This is a genomic window from Sporosarcina luteola (assembly GCF_023715535.1).
In the GTDB taxonomy this organism is placed as follows: Bacteria; Bacillota; Bacilli; order Bacillales_A; family Planococcaceae; genus Sporosarcina; species Sporosarcina luteola_B.
In genome coordinates, this window is sequence record NZ_JAMBOI010000021.1 from 1 (window position 1) to 17,292 (window position 17,292).

At 47.3% G+C, this 17,292-nt stretch carries 16 protein-coding genes and 3 riboswitches; of the genes, 3 read left to right on the forward strand and 13 right to left on the reverse strand.

Annotation, left to right across the window (positions count from 1 at the left end; genetic code table 11):
• Positions 1-446: 446 nt before the first annotated feature.
• From M3191_RS17900 to M3191_RS17945, 10 genes are all read right to left on the reverse strand, one after another.
• A complete protein-coding gene (locus tag M3191_RS17900; protein WP_251701693.1) occupies positions 447-1,781 on the reverse strand; it encodes an NCS2 family permease in 1,335 nt (444 codons plus the stop codon).
• Positions 1,782-1,928: 147 nt separating this feature from the next.
• Positions 1,929-2,030, reverse strand: a riboswitch (purine riboswitch).
• Complete coding sequence (guaA, locus tag M3191_RS17905) at positions 2,030-3,568, reverse strand: glutamine-hydrolyzing GMP synthase (protein ID WP_251701694.1); 1,539 nt, start codon at positions 3,566-3,568, stop codon at positions 2,030-2,032. Its footprint overlaps the riboswitch before it by 1 nt.
• 106 nt (positions 3,569-3,674) lie before the next feature.
• Positions 3,675-3,776: riboswitch (purine riboswitch) on the reverse strand.
• Between the two features lie 31 nt (positions 3,777-3,807).
• On the reverse strand, positions 3,808-6,000 hold the full coding sequence (locus tag M3191_RS17910) for a DUF4129 domain-containing transglutaminase family protein (RefSeq protein ID WP_251701695.1): 2,193 nt from the start codon (positions 5,998-6,000) through the stop codon (positions 3,808-3,810).
• Positions 6,000-7,205, reverse strand: coding sequence for a DUF58 domain-containing protein (locus M3191_RS17915; RefSeq protein ID WP_251701696.1), 1,206 nt, complete (start codon positions 7,203-7,205; stop codon positions 6,000-6,002). Before M3191_RS17915 ends, M3191_RS17910 begins: the two co-directional genes overlap by 1 nt.
• Entirely contained in the window at positions 7,202-8,152 is a 951-nt protein-coding gene (locus tag M3191_RS17920; protein ID WP_251701697.1) for an AAA family ATPase, read from the reverse strand. Before M3191_RS17920 ends, M3191_RS17915 begins: the two co-directional genes overlap by 4 nt.
• A 189-nt stretch (positions 8,153-8,341) precedes the next feature.
• Positions 8,342-9,181: an ammonia-dependent NAD(+) synthetase gene (nadE, locus tag M3191_RS17925; protein ID WP_251701698.1), complete on the reverse strand. Its 840-nt coding sequence runs from the start codon at positions 9,179-9,181 to the stop codon at positions 8,342-8,344.
• Between the two features lie 13 nt (positions 9,182-9,194).
• Positions 9,195-10,664: a nicotinate phosphoribosyltransferase gene (locus M3191_RS17930; protein ID WP_251701699.1), complete on the reverse strand. Its 1,470-nt coding sequence runs from the start codon at positions 10,662-10,664 to the stop codon at positions 9,195-9,197.
• A gap of 90 nt (positions 10,665-10,754) precedes the next feature.
• Positions 10,755-12,092, reverse strand: coding sequence for an MATE family efflux transporter (locus M3191_RS17935; protein WP_251701700.1), 1,338 nt, complete (start codon positions 12,090-12,092; stop codon positions 10,755-10,757).
• A 116-nt stretch (positions 12,093-12,208) separates the two neighbouring features.
• Positions 12,209-12,523 carry a DMT family transporter gene (locus M3191_RS17940; RefSeq protein WP_251701701.1) on the reverse strand — a complete coding sequence of 105 codons (315 nt, stop codon included), beginning with the start codon at positions 12,521-12,523 and terminating at the stop codon, positions 12,209-12,211.
• Position 12,524: 1 nt separating this feature from the next.
• Positions 12,525-12,863 carry a DMT family transporter gene (locus M3191_RS17945; protein ID WP_251701702.1) on the reverse strand — a complete coding sequence of 113 codons (339 nt, stop codon included), beginning with the start codon at positions 12,861-12,863 and terminating at the stop codon, positions 12,525-12,527.
• Positions 12,864-13,000: 137 nt separating this feature from the next.
• A riboswitch (SAM riboswitch) is annotated at positions 13,001-13,107 on the forward strand.
• Positions 13,108-13,177: 70 nt separating this feature from the next.
• Between M3191_RS17945 and M3191_RS17950 the strand changes: the two genes are divergently transcribed.
• The gene (locus M3191_RS17950; RefSeq protein ID WP_251701703.1) at positions 13,178-14,311 is read left to right on the forward strand and encodes a methionine biosynthesis PLP-dependent protein; all 1,134 of its coding nucleotides are present in this window, start codon (positions 13,178-13,180) and stop codon (positions 14,309-14,311) included.
• A gap of 36 nt (positions 14,312-14,347) precedes the next feature.
• Here the strand turns inward: M3191_RS17950 and M3191_RS17955 are convergent, their stop codons facing one another.
• The 3 genes from M3191_RS17955 to M3191_RS18580 form a co-directional block, all read right to left on the reverse strand.
• The gene (locus M3191_RS17955) at positions 14,348-14,917 is read right to left on the reverse strand and encodes an NADPH-dependent FMN reductase (protein ID WP_251701704.1); all 570 of its coding nucleotides are present in this window, start codon (positions 14,915-14,917) and stop codon (positions 14,348-14,350) included.
• Between the two features lie 184 nt (positions 14,918-15,101).
• Positions 15,102-15,257 carry a hypothetical protein gene (locus tag M3191_RS17960; RefSeq protein ID WP_251701705.1) on the reverse strand — a complete coding sequence of 52 codons (156 nt, stop codon included), beginning with the start codon at positions 15,255-15,257 and terminating at the stop codon, positions 15,102-15,104.
• Positions 15,258-15,293: 36 nt separating this feature from the next.
• Positions 15,294-15,416 carry a hypothetical protein gene (locus M3191_RS18580; protein WP_285853447.1) on the reverse strand — a complete coding sequence of 41 codons (123 nt, stop codon included), beginning with the start codon at positions 15,414-15,416 and terminating at the stop codon, positions 15,294-15,296.
• A gap of 537 nt (positions 15,417-15,953) precedes the next feature.
• Here M3191_RS18580 and M3191_RS17965 point away from each other — a divergent pair.
• Positions 15,954-16,778: a squalene/phytoene synthase family protein gene (locus M3191_RS17965; RefSeq protein ID WP_435368183.1), complete on the forward strand. Its 825-nt coding sequence runs from the start codon at positions 15,954-15,956 to the stop codon at positions 16,776-16,778.
• 74 nt (positions 16,779-16,852) lie between these two features.
• Entirely contained in the window at positions 16,853-16,996 is a 144-nt protein-coding gene (locus M3191_RS17970; protein ID WP_251701707.1) for a hypothetical protein, read from the forward strand.
• Positions 16,997-17,292 lie beyond the last annotated feature (296 nt).

The following is a 17,292-nucleotide window of genomic DNA, read 5'->3' on the forward strand; positions in this document are numbered from 1 at the left end:
GCCAGCGTTCGTCCTGAGCCAGGATCAAACTCTCCATAATAGAGAAATTCGAGTAGCTCGAGTTTCTTGCTGGCATCAATTAAGATGTCAATTTGAATCCGAAGATTCGTTTGTTCTTTTCACCGACAGGGTCGGCTCCAGAACTTTATTTGTTGACGTTTTGCTGTTCAGTTTTCAAGGTTCATGTATTTCGCTGTCGGTTTATGTCGTTCTCTCGACTGCTTTATTACTATACCAAATGAAATTTAAAGTGTCAACAGTTTTAGTGAATAATTTTCACATTCCTGATTTCCTCTATAGAAATGGCCGTTACATCGAGACAAATGACAACTTCATTTGCACGGGGGATTTTAAAAACAAACTATATCCTTATTCAATTAATAGTATATAAAAAGGAACGGCCCCATAAGAGCCGTCCCACTTAACTTAGAAATTATACACTTACTTCATTTAATAAAGATAAAATACATAATGAAGATGATGAAGAGTCCATACATGATCGGATGAATCTCTCTCCTTCTGCCGGCCAGCAGCATCGTGATCGGATAGAATACGAAGCCGATTGCGATTCCCGTTGCGATGCTGTATGTCAATGGCATCGTAATGATTGTGAAGAATGCCGGTACAGCAATTTCAAACTTCGTCCATTCGATATTCCCCAATGCTGTTACCATAAGTACACCTACGATAATAAGCGCTGGTGCTGTCACTTCAGGAGTGATGACGAACAATAATGGAGAGAAGAACAATGCCAATAGGAATAGCGTTCCAGTTACAATAGAAGCAAAGCCTGTTTTAGCTCCGGCTGCAACACCTGCTGTCGACTCAATATAGGAAGTCGTTGTGGACGTTCCGAAAATCGAGCCAGTCACTGTAGCCATCGAATCAGCGAGCAATGCCTTTCCGGCACGGGGCAACTTTTCGTCTTTCATCAAACCTGCTTGTGTAGCTACCGCAACAAGCGTACCCGCCGTATCGAAAAAGTCGACGAAGAGGAATGTAATGACGATGACTAGAAATTGAGTTGTCATCAATGAAGCCGGATCATTGAAGATCGCTTCGAATGCAGCTCCGAATGTAGGAGCGACGGATGGCACTTTGTCGACCACTTTTGTCGGGATATCAATTAAGCTGACGATCATTCCTAAGATCGTCGTCAGAATCATGCCGTAGAAGATGGCGCCCTTAATTTGACGCACCATCATGATGACAGTAATAACTAATCCAAAGATGGCGAGCAGCGTAGGTCCGGCTGATAAATCGCCGAGTGTCACAAGCGTGTTCGGATCTCCAACGATGATATTTGCGTTTTGGAAGCCGAGAAATGTGATGAAGAGGCCGATACCTGCACCAACTGCATATTTCAACTGTGATGGTATGGCATTGATGATCGCTTCACGCAATCCTGTCAACGATAGAATAATAAAGATAAGTCCTGAGAATAAAACTCCCGTCAATGCCGTCTGCCACGGGATTCCATAGGTTAGCACAACTGTAAAGGCGAAGAATGCATTCAATCCCATACCTGGAGCCAAGCCGATCGGGTATTTTGCAATTATCCCCATAAATAATGAACCGACCGCAGCTGCCAACGCGGTTGCTACGAATACGGCGCCTTTATCCATGCGCATCGCATCAGGAAGGTCAGGTATCCCTTCCAATGAAAGCATGAGTGGATTGACCGCTAAAATATATGCCATCGCAAGGAAAGTCGTAAGTCCACCGATGATTTCCCTCCGGTAATTCGTTCCAAGCTTATCAAACTCAAAGTATTTCTTCATGATAACCGTCCTTTTATGTAATTTAATAATGTAATCGAGGGTCTGTTGCCGTCAGGTCGGAAATCCATTGATAATCAAATACAAAAAAAGGAAGTATACGATAGTTACACGTATACTTCCCCATGACAATCAAATTAAAACGATTTACGCCTTAAATTCAATCATCGTAGTCAGAACATTTACGGCGTTCCGGTAGAGACGTTTGGGCCATATCCCCAAAGATATACGATGCAGTTATTCAGTTTTCTTTATTCCCACTCGATTGTGCCCGGTGGTTTAGCGGTAATATCGTAGACAACGCGATTCACTTGGTCGACTTCCGATGTGATGCGTGTACTGATTTTCTCTAGGACGTCCCAAGGGATGCGCGCCCAATCCGCTGTCATGCCGTCCACGGAATGAACAGCGCGAATGCCGATTGCATGGTCATAGGAGCGTTTTTCATTCCGCTTTCCAACGCTGCGGATATTCGGCAGGACGGCGAAGTATTGCCAAATTTCCCGATCAAGTCCCGCTTTCGCGATTTCGTCACGAAGGATCCAATCCGCATCACGGACGATTTCAAGTTTCTCTTCCGTAATTTCTCCGAGTACCCGAACGCCAAGGCCCGGTCCAGGGAACGGCTGGCGTTGCACGATGTCAGCAGGCAATCCGAGCTCTGCACCCACTGCGCGCACCTCGTCTTTGAACAATGCTTTCAACGGCTCGATCAATTCGAATTCCATGTCTTCCGGCAGGCCGCCGACGTTATGGTGTGATTTGATCACTTCATCTGTCGCAGTTCCACTTTCAATGATGTCCGCGTAGATTGTACCTTGCGCGAGGAAGTCGATTCCTTCAAGTTTTGCGGATTCTTCATCGAATACGTAAATGAATTCATTGCCGATTACTTTCCGTTTCTCTTCTGGATCAGTGACGCCTTTCAACTTGTCCAAGAATCGTTTGCGGGCATCGACTTTAATGAAGTTCATATGGAATTGATTGCTAAATGTGTCGACTACGCTTTCCACTTCACCTTTACGAAGAAGGCCGTGGTCGACGAAAATGCAAGTTAGCTGGTCGCCGATCGCGCGGTGGATTAACGTTGCCACAACGGATGAATCGACGCCGCCGCTAAGTGCGCAAAGGACTTTCCTGTCGCCGACTTGCGAACGGATCTTGTCAACTTCAATGTCAATGAAGCTTTTCATCGTCCAGCTTTTCTGTGCGCCGCAAACCGCGAGCACGAATTTGCTCAAGATTTCATTGCCGTCAGCGGATTGCGGTGCTTCCGGATGGAACAGGACGCCATAATGGTGTTTTTCTTCGTTTGCAAAAGCGACCGTTCCGCCGTCAGGGCCTGTCGCGATTGCTGTAAAGCCTGTCGGCAATTCAGACACCGCATTTCCTCTGCCCATTAAGACGGATTGCTTTCCTGCAAGTCCCGAAAACAGCTTTGAAGCAGGAGTCACATTGACTTCCTGGACGTCTGCGGCATCTTCCGCCACTTCCGTTTTTCCGCCGAATTGCTTGGCGATCAGTTCCGCACCGGAGGAAATTCCAAGTACAGGGATGCCGAGATCGAATATGCCAGCGTCGATTCCGTAGTCAACTTCCTTTGATCCGCCGGAAAGGATGACTCCGACAGCCTGCATATTTTTGATTTCATCCGCTGTAACAGTATGCGGATGCAATTCACTGTAAACTCCCAACTCACGGATTGTGCGTGTGATCAGTTGGTTATATGCGTTACCGTAATTCAGTACTACAATCTTTTCCTGTTCGATCAATAAAGGAGCCGTCGACAATTGATCCACCTCTTCCCATTAGTTTCCGTTGCCGCTAAATAAGTAAAGACGCGTAAGAAAGTCCTTCTTTCCACGCGTCTCAACGTTCTACTGCAGGCAGAAACAGACATAACTGTCCTGCCTTCATAGACAAGCCATTCACGGTGGCTTAGTAGAAACATCCGAACCATATTATCGGATTTATATGAGGGCATATCGGTTGTTCTTTTTTTCAATCTTACGCCTCCGACTTGCAAAAATCAACAGGAAGACCTATTGATTAAATCTTCCCACATTTCCTGTAATCCTGCCCAGTCGTCATGGCTCGTATATCCACCATAGAGGCCGCGTTCATACGCCTCGGTAAGCATCCGCATCCGGCGGCCACCGAAGTGCGTATCGACAGTTTTTGCATATTCGGATAACGTCATGCTGTTCGTCCTTTTAAATCCGAACCGGTCCAACTGCTTCAAGAGGCCCTTATATTGTTTCGTGTACGTGACCCAATCCGCTTGCCTTTTCCGGTAAGCGTTTATGAGCAGTTTAGGAATCCATCTTCCCCGATGCTTATACACTTGCCACGCAATAAATAAAATCACGGCAAGCCCGGCAAAGCCGACCCATGCATTTTCGCGAAGGAATTTATCCATCTTGTTGAAGAAAGCGATAATACCATTATCTTCATCGTTCTTAGCAGGCGTTTCCGTCCGGTCGGTTTCGGGCCTCTCACGCTCTTCCATGTCCGGCGCTTCCGGATCGCTCATATCCAATTCGAGATCGTATTCGATGCCGGTCATATTCGAAAATCCGATTGTCGGTTCGAAAGGCATCCATCCGAATCCCGGAATGTAAGCCTCCACCCAAGAATGCGCTTCATTGTTCGTCACTTGATATTCCATCTTGCCCTGTGAATTCGTTTTCCCTTCGCCCGGAGCGAAGCCTTTTACCCATCGTGCAGGAATGTCGGATGCGCGGAGCATGACGACCATGGACGTTGAAAAGTTATCGCAATAGCCACGTTTCGTATCGAAGAGGAATTGATCCACATAATCCTCATTCCCTTTCGGCACCGCCACATTCTGCTGGTCGTACATGAATCCGTTTCTGGCGAAATAGCGTTCAATTGATTTCGCTTTTTCGTATACGCTCTCTTCCTTCCCAGTAATCGCGAGCGCCAATTCGCGGACACGGTCCGGCAATTGCTCAGGGAGCTGCAAGTATTCGGAAAAGTCCACGGATTCGAGCGCATAATCATCCATCGAAGTTGCACGAAGCGCTTTTAAGCTGTAGTTCTGTTCGACGAGGTCGATGCCGAACGAATCAAGCTCCGTCTCTTCCCCGTCTTTCATTACCCAAAACTGTCCAGTTTCCTCCTGATTCTGCAAGACGACATCCGTCCTTGTATGGATTTTGGACGTACCATATGGATAAACGAGATAAGGCAATTGTTGCTTCATATTGATTTCAGCGTGAAGAAATTCGGTCTCCTCATGTAGGTCCGCACCCGAAAAGGCTAGCAATGATCCCGGATCGATATTGACTGGCATACTCTCGTCGGATTGTTGTTCCCAGCCCTTTGACGTATACGTATTTTTCGTTTCAATCTTCCAATATTGCTTCTTTGGGACGGTCGCGCTGAAAACGACGGTGCTATCTTGTGAGAAAGCGCCTCCCAGCTTCGAGTCATCCGTATCGTATCCGCTTTTCGCAACAAAACTGCCACTTCCGAGCCCTTCACCTCGCACAACCGACTTCAAGAAAGGGACAGGGTCGGCCCAGGACGGTCCCCGATCTGGCATGATGCTCGCGAATGCACTGCTGCAAACGACTGCAAATAGCAAAGGGAGTGAAAAGGCAGCGAACATTCCCGTCCCCAATTTCCGTCCATGTCTATCGGAAATGCGGGAGATCGTCAATAATCCTATTAATAAAAGGCCTGATACCATGATCCTGAAAATGGCACCCTCCGCCGAATAGGAGCTGAAAGTGTCCAAAACGGCGATGAAGATGACCGTCATTGCGTAGAATAGGAGGATGCTTTTCCGTACTTCGATCCAATGGCGGATCAAGTAGATTGTCATCCATAACAGGACAAAAAAGAGGACTGTCCGGAACGGGTTCGTAATGCTTTCCCAGTTCCAAGCGGCGATAATACCGATATTCGACATGAGATCCGTTATGAGCAAAGAAACTGTTTCTCTCGAAAGTATGGCAGTTTCAAAAAACACATAATGAAGCGACCATAAAAGATAGATAAGTTTCAATGGAATGGATAGCCACCATCTCATCCTCAGCAATCCGAAAAGGAAGGAAATGCCGATGAAATAAAGGAAGACCGCTATATATTCCGTGTCGGTCAATTCAATGACAGGCAACAGCCATTCCCAGAGGAGGATGAAAGCCAGCACATACATGAGTATGAGGAAACGCATATCCGTCCTTACTTCCTTCATTAACTGGCCACCTCCTTAAAGGCTTCTGAAAATTGCTTTCTGCTAAGTGCATGTATAGTGATCCCTTTTGCTTTGGCAAATCTGATCTGCTCTTGAAGCTGCTGAGGCAACTGATTTTCTCCTTCAACGATGACGAAACAGATGACCGATTTCGTATTTTTCACGAGAGCCATCATCGATTGGATGAACAGCCAGTCGGGATCGGCCGTCACTAAGACGACGCTGCCGGCAACCGCTGGCAGTGTCGCCGCTATCGGCTGTATGCCTTCGCTAGCAGTTGGCCTTATTTTAGCCAAATGAACGAACACATCGCGCAGTTGGTCCGCTGAATGGATAAATGGAAACGCGACCGTCTCCGCCCCCGCAGAAACGAAAGCGATATTCGCCTGATGGTTCGCAGCCTCCTCGACAATGGAAGCCGTAAGTTCAACCTTCTCTTCAAACAGATTTGATTCCCTGCCGTCAAGCAGTACGATAATATCTTCCGATTGCCGATCTTCGAATTCCTTCGTCATCAGATTTTGCGTACGGGCGAAAGACTTCCAATGGATCCATGTGACCCGGTCGCCCGCCTGATAATCCCTCACCCCTGTTGCCATCGTCGTGTCCTTGACGAGCGAAAATGGGGAGATGAGAGATCCGCGGTCATATTGGGCATTAATCGGCACGTATTTAATGGAAGTCGTATTCGGATAAACAAGGATGGCATCCTTCAGTTTTATGAATGCACGCTTTTTAATCCAACCGAAAAAATCGGAAACTTCCAATTCGACGCCTTCCACAATATGCTCCCCTCTCGGAAGCTTGTCAATTTCATATGAAAACTCCACACTCTTTTTGAGGCCGAATAGGAAGATATGCTTTGTGTTAGTTTTCGCGCTTCTGACCATGGCGGGATCCGCCCATTTTTCAATCGCGACGGTATACAGCAATGGGAATCGGACTGTCCGCGTAAGTTTAACGGTAACCGCGAGCTTCCCGCCGCTCTCGATCGTTTTCGTCCGGATGATGCGCTCAGCTTTTATATTATTTATCGGGTAGGCAAATAGAGCGATTGAATACAAGAGGAAGGGTGTCAACATGTAAAAGATCGTCCAACTCACTTTACCGCCTTGGAACATCGCGAAGACGTAGACGGAAAAGAAAAGGCCGACGATGAATACGAAGCGGCCTGTCACCGATAGCAATTCTTTCCCTTTTTTCATTTCAAACCGACCCGGTCAATCGGCACGCTCACCCGCGTCAGGATCCGGTCAACGATTTCATTTGAAGTGATCCCTTCGTACTTCGCTTCCGAACGGAGGATCATCCGATGGCCGAACACAAAAGGAGCCAAATACTTCACGTCGTCAGGCGTTACATACGTCCGCCCTTTAATAAGCGCATATGCTTGGCAAGATTTCATGAGCGCAAGCGATCCACGCGGACTTACGCCGAGATAGACGTGCGGATTAGTGCGCGTTTCCGACGTACAATCGACGATATACGTTTTAATCGTATGGTCGACAGTCACTTCTTTCACTGCATGTTGGAGCTCCGCCAATTCTTGAATTGTCAGGACGGTTTCGAGATGGTCAATCGGCACAGATTTTTCAGCACGGGAAAGAACTTCAATTTCTTCGCTCCGTTTCGGATAGCCCATCTTCAGCTTGAAGAGAAACCGGTCCAATTGGGCTTCCGGCAACGGATACGTCCCTTCGTATTCAATCGGGTTCTGGGTCGCCATGACGAAAAACGGCTGTGGGATCCGGATTGTTTCCCCGTCCACCGTTACGGACGATTCCTCCATGCTCTCGAGTAAGGCGGCTTGCGTTTTCGGGGACGTCCGGTTAATTTCATCAGCCAGGACGATGTTTCCAACAATCGGACCCGGTCTGAATTCGAACTCCATTTCCCTCGGATTGTAGATGGAGACGCCAAGGACGTCCGATGGCAATAAATCCGGCGTGAACTGTATACGTTTGAATGAGGCGCCGATCGATTTCGCGAGTGCTTTTACCATCATCGTCTTCCCGACTCCAGGGACGTCCTCCAATAGGACATGTCCACCTGCTAGGAGCGCTGTAAGGCTAAGCTCCGCAATATCCCGTTTGCCGATCATCACCTTATCAATATTCGCGAGAACTTTATCGATTACTTGTGCATGAGTCATTCTATTTCCTCCCATTCCAACTTCTCTCTATAACCTGCCCAATATTTTACAATTACATGTCCGAAAATTTACAAAATGTAACTTCATAATACCGTAAAACCCGTCGATTCACAACATCTTACAAAATTTGCAAACCGATTCAACAGCAAAAAACACGCCACCGAATTTGCTTCGATGGCGGGTTCATGTTCATTTCCAAAAATCGTCGAATATCGTAACCGGCATGTGACGCTTATGCGCCGATCTTGTATAATGCTTTTCAATCGTTTCAAGCGCTTTGTCTGAAACTTGCTTCCCTTCCAGGAAGTCATCGATCTCCTCGTACGTGACACCGAGAGCAACTTCATCAGGCAATGCCGGCTTGTCATCTTCAAGATCTGCAGTCGGCACTTTTTCGTATAAATGTGCCGGGGAGCCGAGCGCCTTCATCAACTGGCGGCCCTGCCTTTTATTCAACCGGTAGATCGGCATGAGATCCGCTGCGCCGTCACCGAATTTCGTGTAGAAACCGGTCACAGCTTCCGCAGCGTGGTCGGTCCCGAGAACGACACAGCTATGCGCCGCTGCAATGGAGTATTGGACTTTCATCCGCTCCCGGGCTTTTTCATTCCCTTTTGTGTAATCGGAAATATTGATGCCCGCCTTTGTCAATGCCTGTTCGCTTGCATCTACCGCGCCTTTGATATCCACAGTATAAAGCAAGGAAGGCTTGATGAAGTCAAGGGCGTCCTGCGCATCATCTTCATCGAACTGCTTCCCATACGGAAGCCTGACGGCAATGAACTTATACCGGTCCGTACCGTTCTCTTCGTTCAGCTCATCAACAGCCATCTGTGCAAGCCTTCCAACGAGCGATGAATCCTGTCCACCCGATATACCAAGGACAAAACCATTGACGAATGTGTTTTTCACTGCATATTCCTTCATGAAATCAATCGATTTGCGGATCTCCTCTTGTGGGTCAATTGACGGCATGCTTTTCAGCTCCGCAATGACCTGTTCTTGAAAAGTTTCTTGTTGAAATGTCATGGGCCGCACCTCCTCATCTCATTGAAAACTCATCCACTCGATCCTGCACTTCACGGATATTGCGCATTTTATTGTCCCAACATTTCTGACTCAAGTCGACCGGATATTCCTCTGGATTCAAGGAACGTTTATATTCATCCCATAATAAATCCAAATTATCGTGGGCGAACTGGCGCATTTCATTTAATGTAGGATTTTTGTAAATTACGCTTCCACCTTCGATGACTTGCGTATGCAAGTTCACTGCATCGAAGTTCGTAACGAATTTGGATATGAATGTGTGAACCGGGTGGAACATTTTTATCCTTTTTTCCACTGTCGGGTCTTCGTCGTACATCGTGATGTAATCGCCTTCCGCCTTGCCGTTTTCCCTATCGATGATCCGATAGAGCTTCTTCTGGCCAGGCGTCGTCACTTTCTCGACATTGGATGAAATCTTGATCGTGTCTTCCATTTCACCTTTTTCATTCTCGATGGCAACGATCTTATATACCGCGCCGAGAGCCGGTTGATCGTAAGCGGTGATCAGCTTCGTACCGATCCCCCATACGTCGACTTTCGCTCCTTGCGCTTTCAAGTTCAAGATCGTGTACTCGTCCAAATCATTCGAGACGACGATTTTCGCATCGTGGAATCCGGCTGCATCGAGCATTTTCCGAGCTTCCTTTGAAAGGAACGCAATATCGCCGCTGTCGAGGCGGATGCCGATGAAATTGATTTTATCACCGAGCTCTTTCGCGACCTGAATGGCCGTCGGGATGCCGATTTTCAACGTATTGTACGTATCAACGAGGAATACACAGTCCTTATGACGTCTGGCGTACGAGTGGAACGCGTCGTATTCGCTCTGATATGCCTGCACCAATGAATGGGCATGCGTTCCCGCAACCGGGATGCCGAAGCGTTTGCCGGCACGGACGTTGCTTGTCGCTTCCACTCCTCCGATGACAGCGGCACGCGCTCCCCAGATCGCCGCATCCATTTCATGAGCACGTCTGCTTCCGAACTCCATGACGACTTCATCTTTGACGACTTGCTTAATACGGCTCGCCTTAGTTGCGATGAGCGTTTGGAAGTTGACGATATTGAGTAGCGCCGTCTCGATGAGCTGGGCCTCCGCCAACGTCGATTCCACTCGCAGGATCGGTTCGTTTGCAAATACAAGTTCCCCTTCCTTCATCGAATAAACATCGCCCGTAAAACGGATGTCTTTCAAATAAGATAGGAAATCCTCTCTATAGCCGAGCTCCTCCCGTAAATAGGTCAGGTCGCTCTCACTGAATTGAAAATCCTTTAAGTAATCAAGGATCCGCTCTAGTCCCGCAAAAATCGCATAGCCGTTACCGAACGGAAGGTTTCTGAAGTATAGCTCAAATACCGCTTTCCGTTCATGGATGCCATCCGCCCAATACGATTCCATCATGTTGATTTGATAAAGATCTGTATGTAGCGCCAAACTGTCGTCAGCATATTTCGAAGTCATGTCAAATCTCCTTCTTCCGCATCTTCTGATAGTTTCAGTATACACTATTTACCCTTGTTTTCATTATAAATAACATGCGCCTAAATTGCCTCATTCTCCAAAAACATCGGCTTGCTTCCACTTTCCGAACCGGTAATACAGGAATGCGATGATGCTGCTAATGACAAAACTGACACCGATTCCGACGGCAATCCCCTTATCTCCCATGAAGCCTGACAGGAAGTACGTAACGGGGTAACGCAATATCCAAAACGAAATGATGTTGAGCACAAGCACTTGGACCATTGCCCCCGATGCGCGGACAGCGCCATTGAGTACGAAATTGATGCCTAAAAAAGGATAGAAAAATGCAATCATTTTCAAATAGTCCGCACCAAAGCGGACAGCTTCCGCGTCAGTTATAAATAGTCGGATACCGGCCCCCGCAAAACCGTAGACAATTCCGGCGATGGCAAACATAATGCCAAGATTATATAGAAAGCCGATGATCGTAATCCTGTGGACACGATTCCACTTTCCAGCACCGATATTTTGCCCTGCCATACTATTCACTGCCGTTCCGATCGCTTGCGCCGGCAGCATGATCAGACTATCAAGCCGTTGCGCAGCCCCGTACCCCGCAACAACCGCAGGGCCGAAAGAAGCGACGACACTCATGATCGCCATGACGCCTGCCGAAATGACGCTCATTTGCAAACCCGCCGGAATGCCCAATTTCAGTATATCAAGCACTTCCCGCTTAGCCGGCAGATGCGGCTTTGAAAACGGCACGAGCTTTTTGCGAACGGAATAAATGGCACCTGTCGCAAACGCAACCCCTTGGGATACGATCGTCGCAAACGCAGCCCCTTGGACGCCCCATCCGAAGACAGCGATGAAAATCGGATCAAGCACCGTGTTTAAAAGGACGGCGGTCAAAACGAAATAGATCGGCGTCTTTGAGTCGCCGACAGACCGGAACACAGTGTTGATGAAGTTATATCCGAACAGAAACAGAATCCCGAAAAAATTGAAACGCAAATAGGACGTTGCCATTTCGATCATCGAGTCGGGCGTTCCAAGCAAGGCCAAAATCGGCTTCGCTAAAAAGAAGCCCGCAAAGCTTAACACAACAGACATGATCGTCAATAAAACGACGAATGCGTTCAAATAATTACGCAAGCCCGTCTCGCTCCCCCTCCCCTTCTGCTGGGAAAGGATTGTCAGCGCCGCGTTATTTAGGCCGATGACAAAAGAGAGGACGGTAAACACGACAGTACCCGAAATCGCAACTGCACCAAGCGCGTCGGCTCCGATAAGATTTCCGACCCATAGGCTGTCGATGAATTGGTATGACACTTGCAATAGGTTGGTGAGAATGATCGGTGCTGAATAAAAAATAAGCTGCTTTGCAAGCGGACCTTCCGTAAAATCATACTGTTTCGCCATGGCGCTCCCCCCTTTATGCCGAAAATGTATCTTTCATTCATTCAACCACCTGATTACGCGGGGTGACCGCCTGATGTTGCACGCGCATTAGCCGCGATTAACAAAAAAAGACTAATTCAACCAAACACTTTCAATCCGACCGCTCCTCCGATGATCAAGCAAAGGAATAACATCCGTTTCCATCCGGCGGCCTCCTTGAAAAACAAGATGCCCATCAAAACGGCACCTGCTGCACCAAGTCCCGTCCAAATCGCATACGCTGTCCCCATCGGAATGTCGCGCATTGCAAGGGACAGAAATATAAAACCGACCGAAAACGTCCCGACGATGAGCAGCAGGCGGGGCCACGATCTTTTCTGTAAATAAAGATTGATGGCCATGACGCCGAAAATCTCCCCGAAACTCGCGATGACTAAATATATCCACGCCATCTCAACCGCCCCCTTCCGTTGCTTCATCGGAGACGAGCGTCGTCATTTTTATCCCGATAACTCCCACGATGATAATCGCGATGAAGATCACTTTTGCGATGGAAAACTCCGCATGGAAAAACAGGAAGTCGATAAGGACGATCGCCGCCGCTCCGGAACCGGTGAAGACTGCATACACCGTCCCGGATGGCAGCGTCTCGCATGCCTTTATAATTGCGTAGAAGCTGATGACGATCGCAACGACAGTCCCTGCCCACTCGAGTACCGAATCGGAATACCGAAGTCCGATCACCCAAAAGATCTCGACGATTGCCGCCAATAAAACATAAAGCCAAGCCAATGGAAATCCTCCTCATCATTCAACATGCCCCCATTATAGCAAAAGCCCACGGACATTCATTTCCGAAACTTCTTGCAATCTATTCGGAAGCATGATAACTTTAGTTAAATCTATTTTCTAACAATTACATATTTTGATTCTTATCACGAGAGACGGAGGGATTGGCCCGATGAAGTCTCAGCAACCAGCCCGATTTTGGTATGGTGCTACTTCCAAAAGGCGAACTGCGCCTTGAAGATAAGAAGATTGATTTCAACGATGTTGGAGGCCCTCTTCTTAATTGAAGAGGCCTCTTTTTTTACTAGACAAAGGAGATGGGCAACTTGACAAAGCAGAGCATAAACACAAAATTGGTCCAAATAGGAAACCAGAGTGATCCGAGAACTGGGGCGGTCAACCCTCCCCTACATTTTTCAACAGCATACAAGCATGATGGATTGGGGCTGTCTACCGGTTACGATTATACACGGACAAAAAACCCGACACGAACGATCCTCGAGGAAGGCATCGCCAATTTGGAAAACGGTGATCGCGGCTACGCGTGCAGCTCGGGCATGGCAGCGATTCAGCTCGTCCTTTCGCTGTTTAAATCGGGAGATGAACTGATTGCGCCTGACGACCTATACGGCGGAACGTTCCGTCTGTTCGACCAATACGCTGATCTGTATAACATCCAAACATCTTATTCCTCTTTTGAAAACGTCGAGGAAACAGAAAAGCTGATCACCGAAAACACAAAAGCGATCTTCATCGAAACGCCGACGAACCCGCTCATGCTGGAAATTGAGATCGAACAGTATGTGGAGCTTGCTAGAAAGCACAACTTACTCGTCATCGTCGACAATACGTTTTTGACGCCATACTACCAACGCCCAATTGAGCTTGGAGCGGATATCGTCATCCATAGTGCGACGAAATATATCGGCGGCCATAATGATGTACTTGCCGGTCTCGTAGTCGCCAAGGGAGACGAGCTGTGCAACCGTTTAGGCCAAAACCATAACGCGATCGGCGCAACGCTTTCCCCGTTCGACTCCTGGCTCGTCATCCGCGGGTTAAAGACATTGCATGTGCGCATGAAACAGCATGATGCCAATGCCAAAGAGCTCGTCGTCTATTTGGAAAGTGAACCGCTTGTCGATGATGTCCTCTACGCAGGAAAAGGCGGCATGATTTCATTTAGAGTACGAAAAAGCGAGTGGGTCGATCCGCTGTTGCAAAACTTGAAGCTCATCACGTTTGCGGAAAGCCTCGGTGGCGTGGAAAGCTTAATCACGTATCCGACGACGCAGACCCATTCGGAAATTCCTGAGGAGGAACGGGAAAGACGCGGTGTGGATAGAAGGCTATTGCGCTTTTCTGTCGGTTTGGAAGAGGCTGCGGATTTGATCGCCGACCTCAAGCAAGCCATTGCCATCGCCGCAGAGACGACGGCTGTCAGGCAATAATAAAAATGGCCGTCTCGGTGAACGAGACGGCTCTTCTTATTTGGAGATTTCAGCTAATGCTTTTCTTTGCGAATAAAATGCGATGAAATTGTTTACGACGGTATCCAAGAAATCGATCGTCGCTTGGTCTGTAATTTGACCTGTTTCGTCCATTTTTTCATGGATGGAACCGATATATACTTCATTGTTTGGCAATAGCGCAGGTGAAAGCATCGGGTTCGTCAAAATCTCACGCAAATGCAGTTGAGCGCGGACACTTCCCAACACCCCCATTGAAGCGCCGATCATGAAAGCAGGCTTGTCTTTAATTGCGAAATTGCTTCTCGACAGCCAGTCGACAGCGTTTTTCATTGCTCCTGGAATGGAGAAGTTGTATTCAGGCACTGCAAAAAGAACCGCATCCGAGTCTCTCACATTGTCCAAGAAATCCTTTACGTTTTCTGGCTGGTTACTTTCTATATCTACGGAAAACATATCGACATCATTAATGAAAACAGGCATGATATCGAGTTTGCCCGCATATTTCTTCCTCAAATATTCAACCACTTTCAAGTTGTATGAAGACGAGCTTGTGCTGCCGATAATCGCTTTTACTGAAATAGTCATGTTGTTGGACTCCTTCTCTTTGTTCTTCTTAGCATTGCCTCTCTATAGGAAGGTATGCATTCCCCTATGAAACTGGGGCATCATTTATTGACCCGATAATTGTCTCACATTCAAGATACTTTTTGTTTAAATATGCTCATAAGAAAAGAACGTTCCCCTATTTGCTCAGGGAACGACCCATCTATTAATTGAAGAAGCTGAAGAAAATCATCCAGAAAGGAACGTTTTTCCGCTCTTTCCTTTTTCGCTTGAGCGCTTTTTGCTCCATGCGGAACTGTTCGACTTCTTGTCGCATATCTTCCATATGTCGTTGAACTACTTCTCTATCAATTGTATACATATATATTCTCCTCTTGGAGAGGGACCTTAAACGAGATTACAGTCGACGTTCACCTATCGTGCCGCCGTTATTATCTAACCATTTCGGAGATTCCCACTCCATCAATTTTGTTTTATTTATTCGTTCATGCTCTTCATGTCTTGCGTTTTGAATAATCATTTTGCTCTTCCTCCTTTATTTTTTAGTTGAATCAATTCATTTCCGGGGATCATCGCTACCCACTATCCAGAGACACCACCATCAATACTTTCCGTTGCTGTTCTTTGTTATTCATTGGAAACACTCCTTTTCATTTAGTTTTTGTTTATATGTCACACGCAAAGCGTGAAAACACCGAATTTTCTTTCATATTAAGACGCAAAAAAGCACACGCCTTTTGCATAAGCGTGTGCTCATATAAAAGAACGGCATACCATGCCATTCCTCGGTCTGCAATTAGAAAGAGAGATTGGATAGGCACGGATCAAGTATGAAGTTATGTGTAATAAGATTAACGTTTTTCATTTTCCGTACCTCCTCTATTATTAGAATAACTTACTTCCTGAGGATACCATTTCCAATTATTTATTGTCAATAGGTAATTTGAAAAAGTTTCTCTATTTTTATTTATTCCGCAACGATAGGGTTGGCAACTGCTTCATGGAATAGTGTATGATATTCAATAAGAACTGCTTCAAGAAATGAAGGAGGACCCCTATTATGAACGAAGCGAAACTGCAAAAAGAAGCGATGCACGTACTGAAGCTGACGAGCAGAACCTTCTATATTCCGATTAAATTATTGAATCCCACGTTGCGGAAGACGGTAGGCTCCGCTTATTTATGTATGCGTGCGATTGATGAAATAGAAGATCATGAAGAACTGCATCCGGAAAGCAAGCAGCATCTGCTGCAGTCGACGAGCAAGCTGCTGCAAACCGACTTATTTGACGTCGCTGCGTATCGTGCTCTCCTTAAGCCTTACGAAAATCTTTTGCCGGAAGTGACATTGCGGCTTGGCGACTGGCTCGCCGTCTGTCCCGCAGGCATCGTCGCCAAAGTGAAAGAGTCGACGAGCATCATGGCGGATGGCATGGCAAAGTGGGTCGGCAAGGATTTCCTAGTTCAAACGAAAGAGGATTTAGACGACTATACATATTATGTAGCGGGTCTTGTCGGTGTGATGCTTTCCGATATTTGGGAGCAGTATGACGGGACAAAGACGGATCGCGACTTGGCGATCGGATATGGTCGCGGATTGCAGGCGGTGAATATGCTGCGCAATCAAGAGGAAGATGCGGAGCGCGGCGTCCGTTTCCTTCCTGAAGGCTGGGACAGGCATGACCTGTTCGAGTATGCAGAGGCGAATTTGAAAAAAGCTGATGACTATATCGAATCAATTTCAAATAAGAACATCCTGTTGTTCTGCAAAATCCCGCTTGCCCTTGCGAAGCGGACGATCGGCGCAATGCAGGGCGGGCAGGATAAGATGAACCGTGCGGAAGTCGAATCGACAGTGGAATCGATTTTGAATGAAGTGTAAGCGTTTGTTGCTCGCTTTGGACGCGGAATGGCTCGCTTTGGACGCGGAGTGACTCGCTTTGGACGCGGAATGGCTTGCTTTGGGCGCGAATTGGCTCGCTTTGGACGCGGATGGCTTGCTTTGGGCGCGAATGGCTTGCTTTGGACGCGGAATGGCTTGCTTTGGGCGCGGATTGGCTTGCTTTGGACGCGGAGTGGCTCGCTTTGGACGCGGAATGACTCGCTTTGGACGCGGAATGGCTTGCTTTGGACGCGGGATGGCCCGCTTTGGACGCGGAGTGACTCGCTTTGAGTCAAGTCCATTATCTTGTGTAAATTCCCTGTCAATGCTTTCACAAAGTATTAAAAAAATATATTTGGCAATAAACAATATGCCTAGGATCCACTCGCTCGCAACTTTACTTGGAGAGGCGGGCGTGATAGCCTTGGCGGGAAAAGCCAGCCATATGAGCTGGATTTCCTGGCTTCGGATTCATGCCCGCAGAGGCTCCATGTCAAGTTGCTTGAAAACCCAT

Coding starts and splice junctions, on each gene's coding strand:
- M3191_RS17900 (WP_251701693.1), bottom strand. CDS start 1,781: ATGAAGAAATACTTTGAGTTTGATAAGCTTGGAACGAATTACCGGAGG.
- M3191_RS17910 (WP_251701695.1), bottom strand. CDS start 6,000: ATGAAGGAAGTAAGGACGGATATGCGTTTCCTCATACTCATGTATGTG.
- M3191_RS17915 (WP_251701696.1), bottom strand. CDS start 7,205: ATGAAAAAAGGGAAAGAATTGCTATCGGTGACAGGCCGCTTCGTATTC.
- M3191_RS17920 (WP_251701697.1), bottom strand. CDS start 8,152: ATGACTCATGCACAAGTAATCGATAAAGTTCTCGCGAATATTGATAAG.
- nadE (WP_251701698.1), bottom strand. CDS start 9,181: ATGACATTTCAACAAGAAACTTTTCAAGAACAGGTCATTGCGGAGCTG.
- M3191_RS17930 (WP_251701699.1), bottom strand. CDS start 10,664: ATGACTTCGAAATATGCTGACGACAGTTTGGCGCTACATACAGATCTT.
- M3191_RS17935 (WP_251701700.1), bottom strand. CDS start 12,092: ATGGCGAAACAGTATGATTTTACGGAAGGTCCGCTTGCAAAGCAGCTT.
- M3191_RS17940 (WP_251701701.1), bottom strand. CDS start 12,523: ATGGCGTGGATATATTTAGTCATCGCGAGTTTCGGGGAGATTTTCGGC.
- M3191_RS17950 (WP_251701703.1), top strand. CDS start 13,178: ATGGGCAACTTGACAAAGCAGAGCATAAACACAAAATTGGTCCAAATA.
- M3191_RS17955 (WP_251701704.1), bottom strand. CDS start 14,917: ATGACTATTTCAGTAAAAGCGATTATCGGCAGCACAAGCTCGTCTTCA.
- M3191_RS17960 (WP_251701705.1), bottom strand. CDS start 15,257: ATGTATACAATTGATAGAGAAGTAGTTCAACGACATATGGAAGATATG.
- M3191_RS18580 (WP_285853447.1), bottom strand. CDS start 15,416: ATGATTATTCAAAACGCAAGACATGAAGAGCATGAACGAATAAATAAA.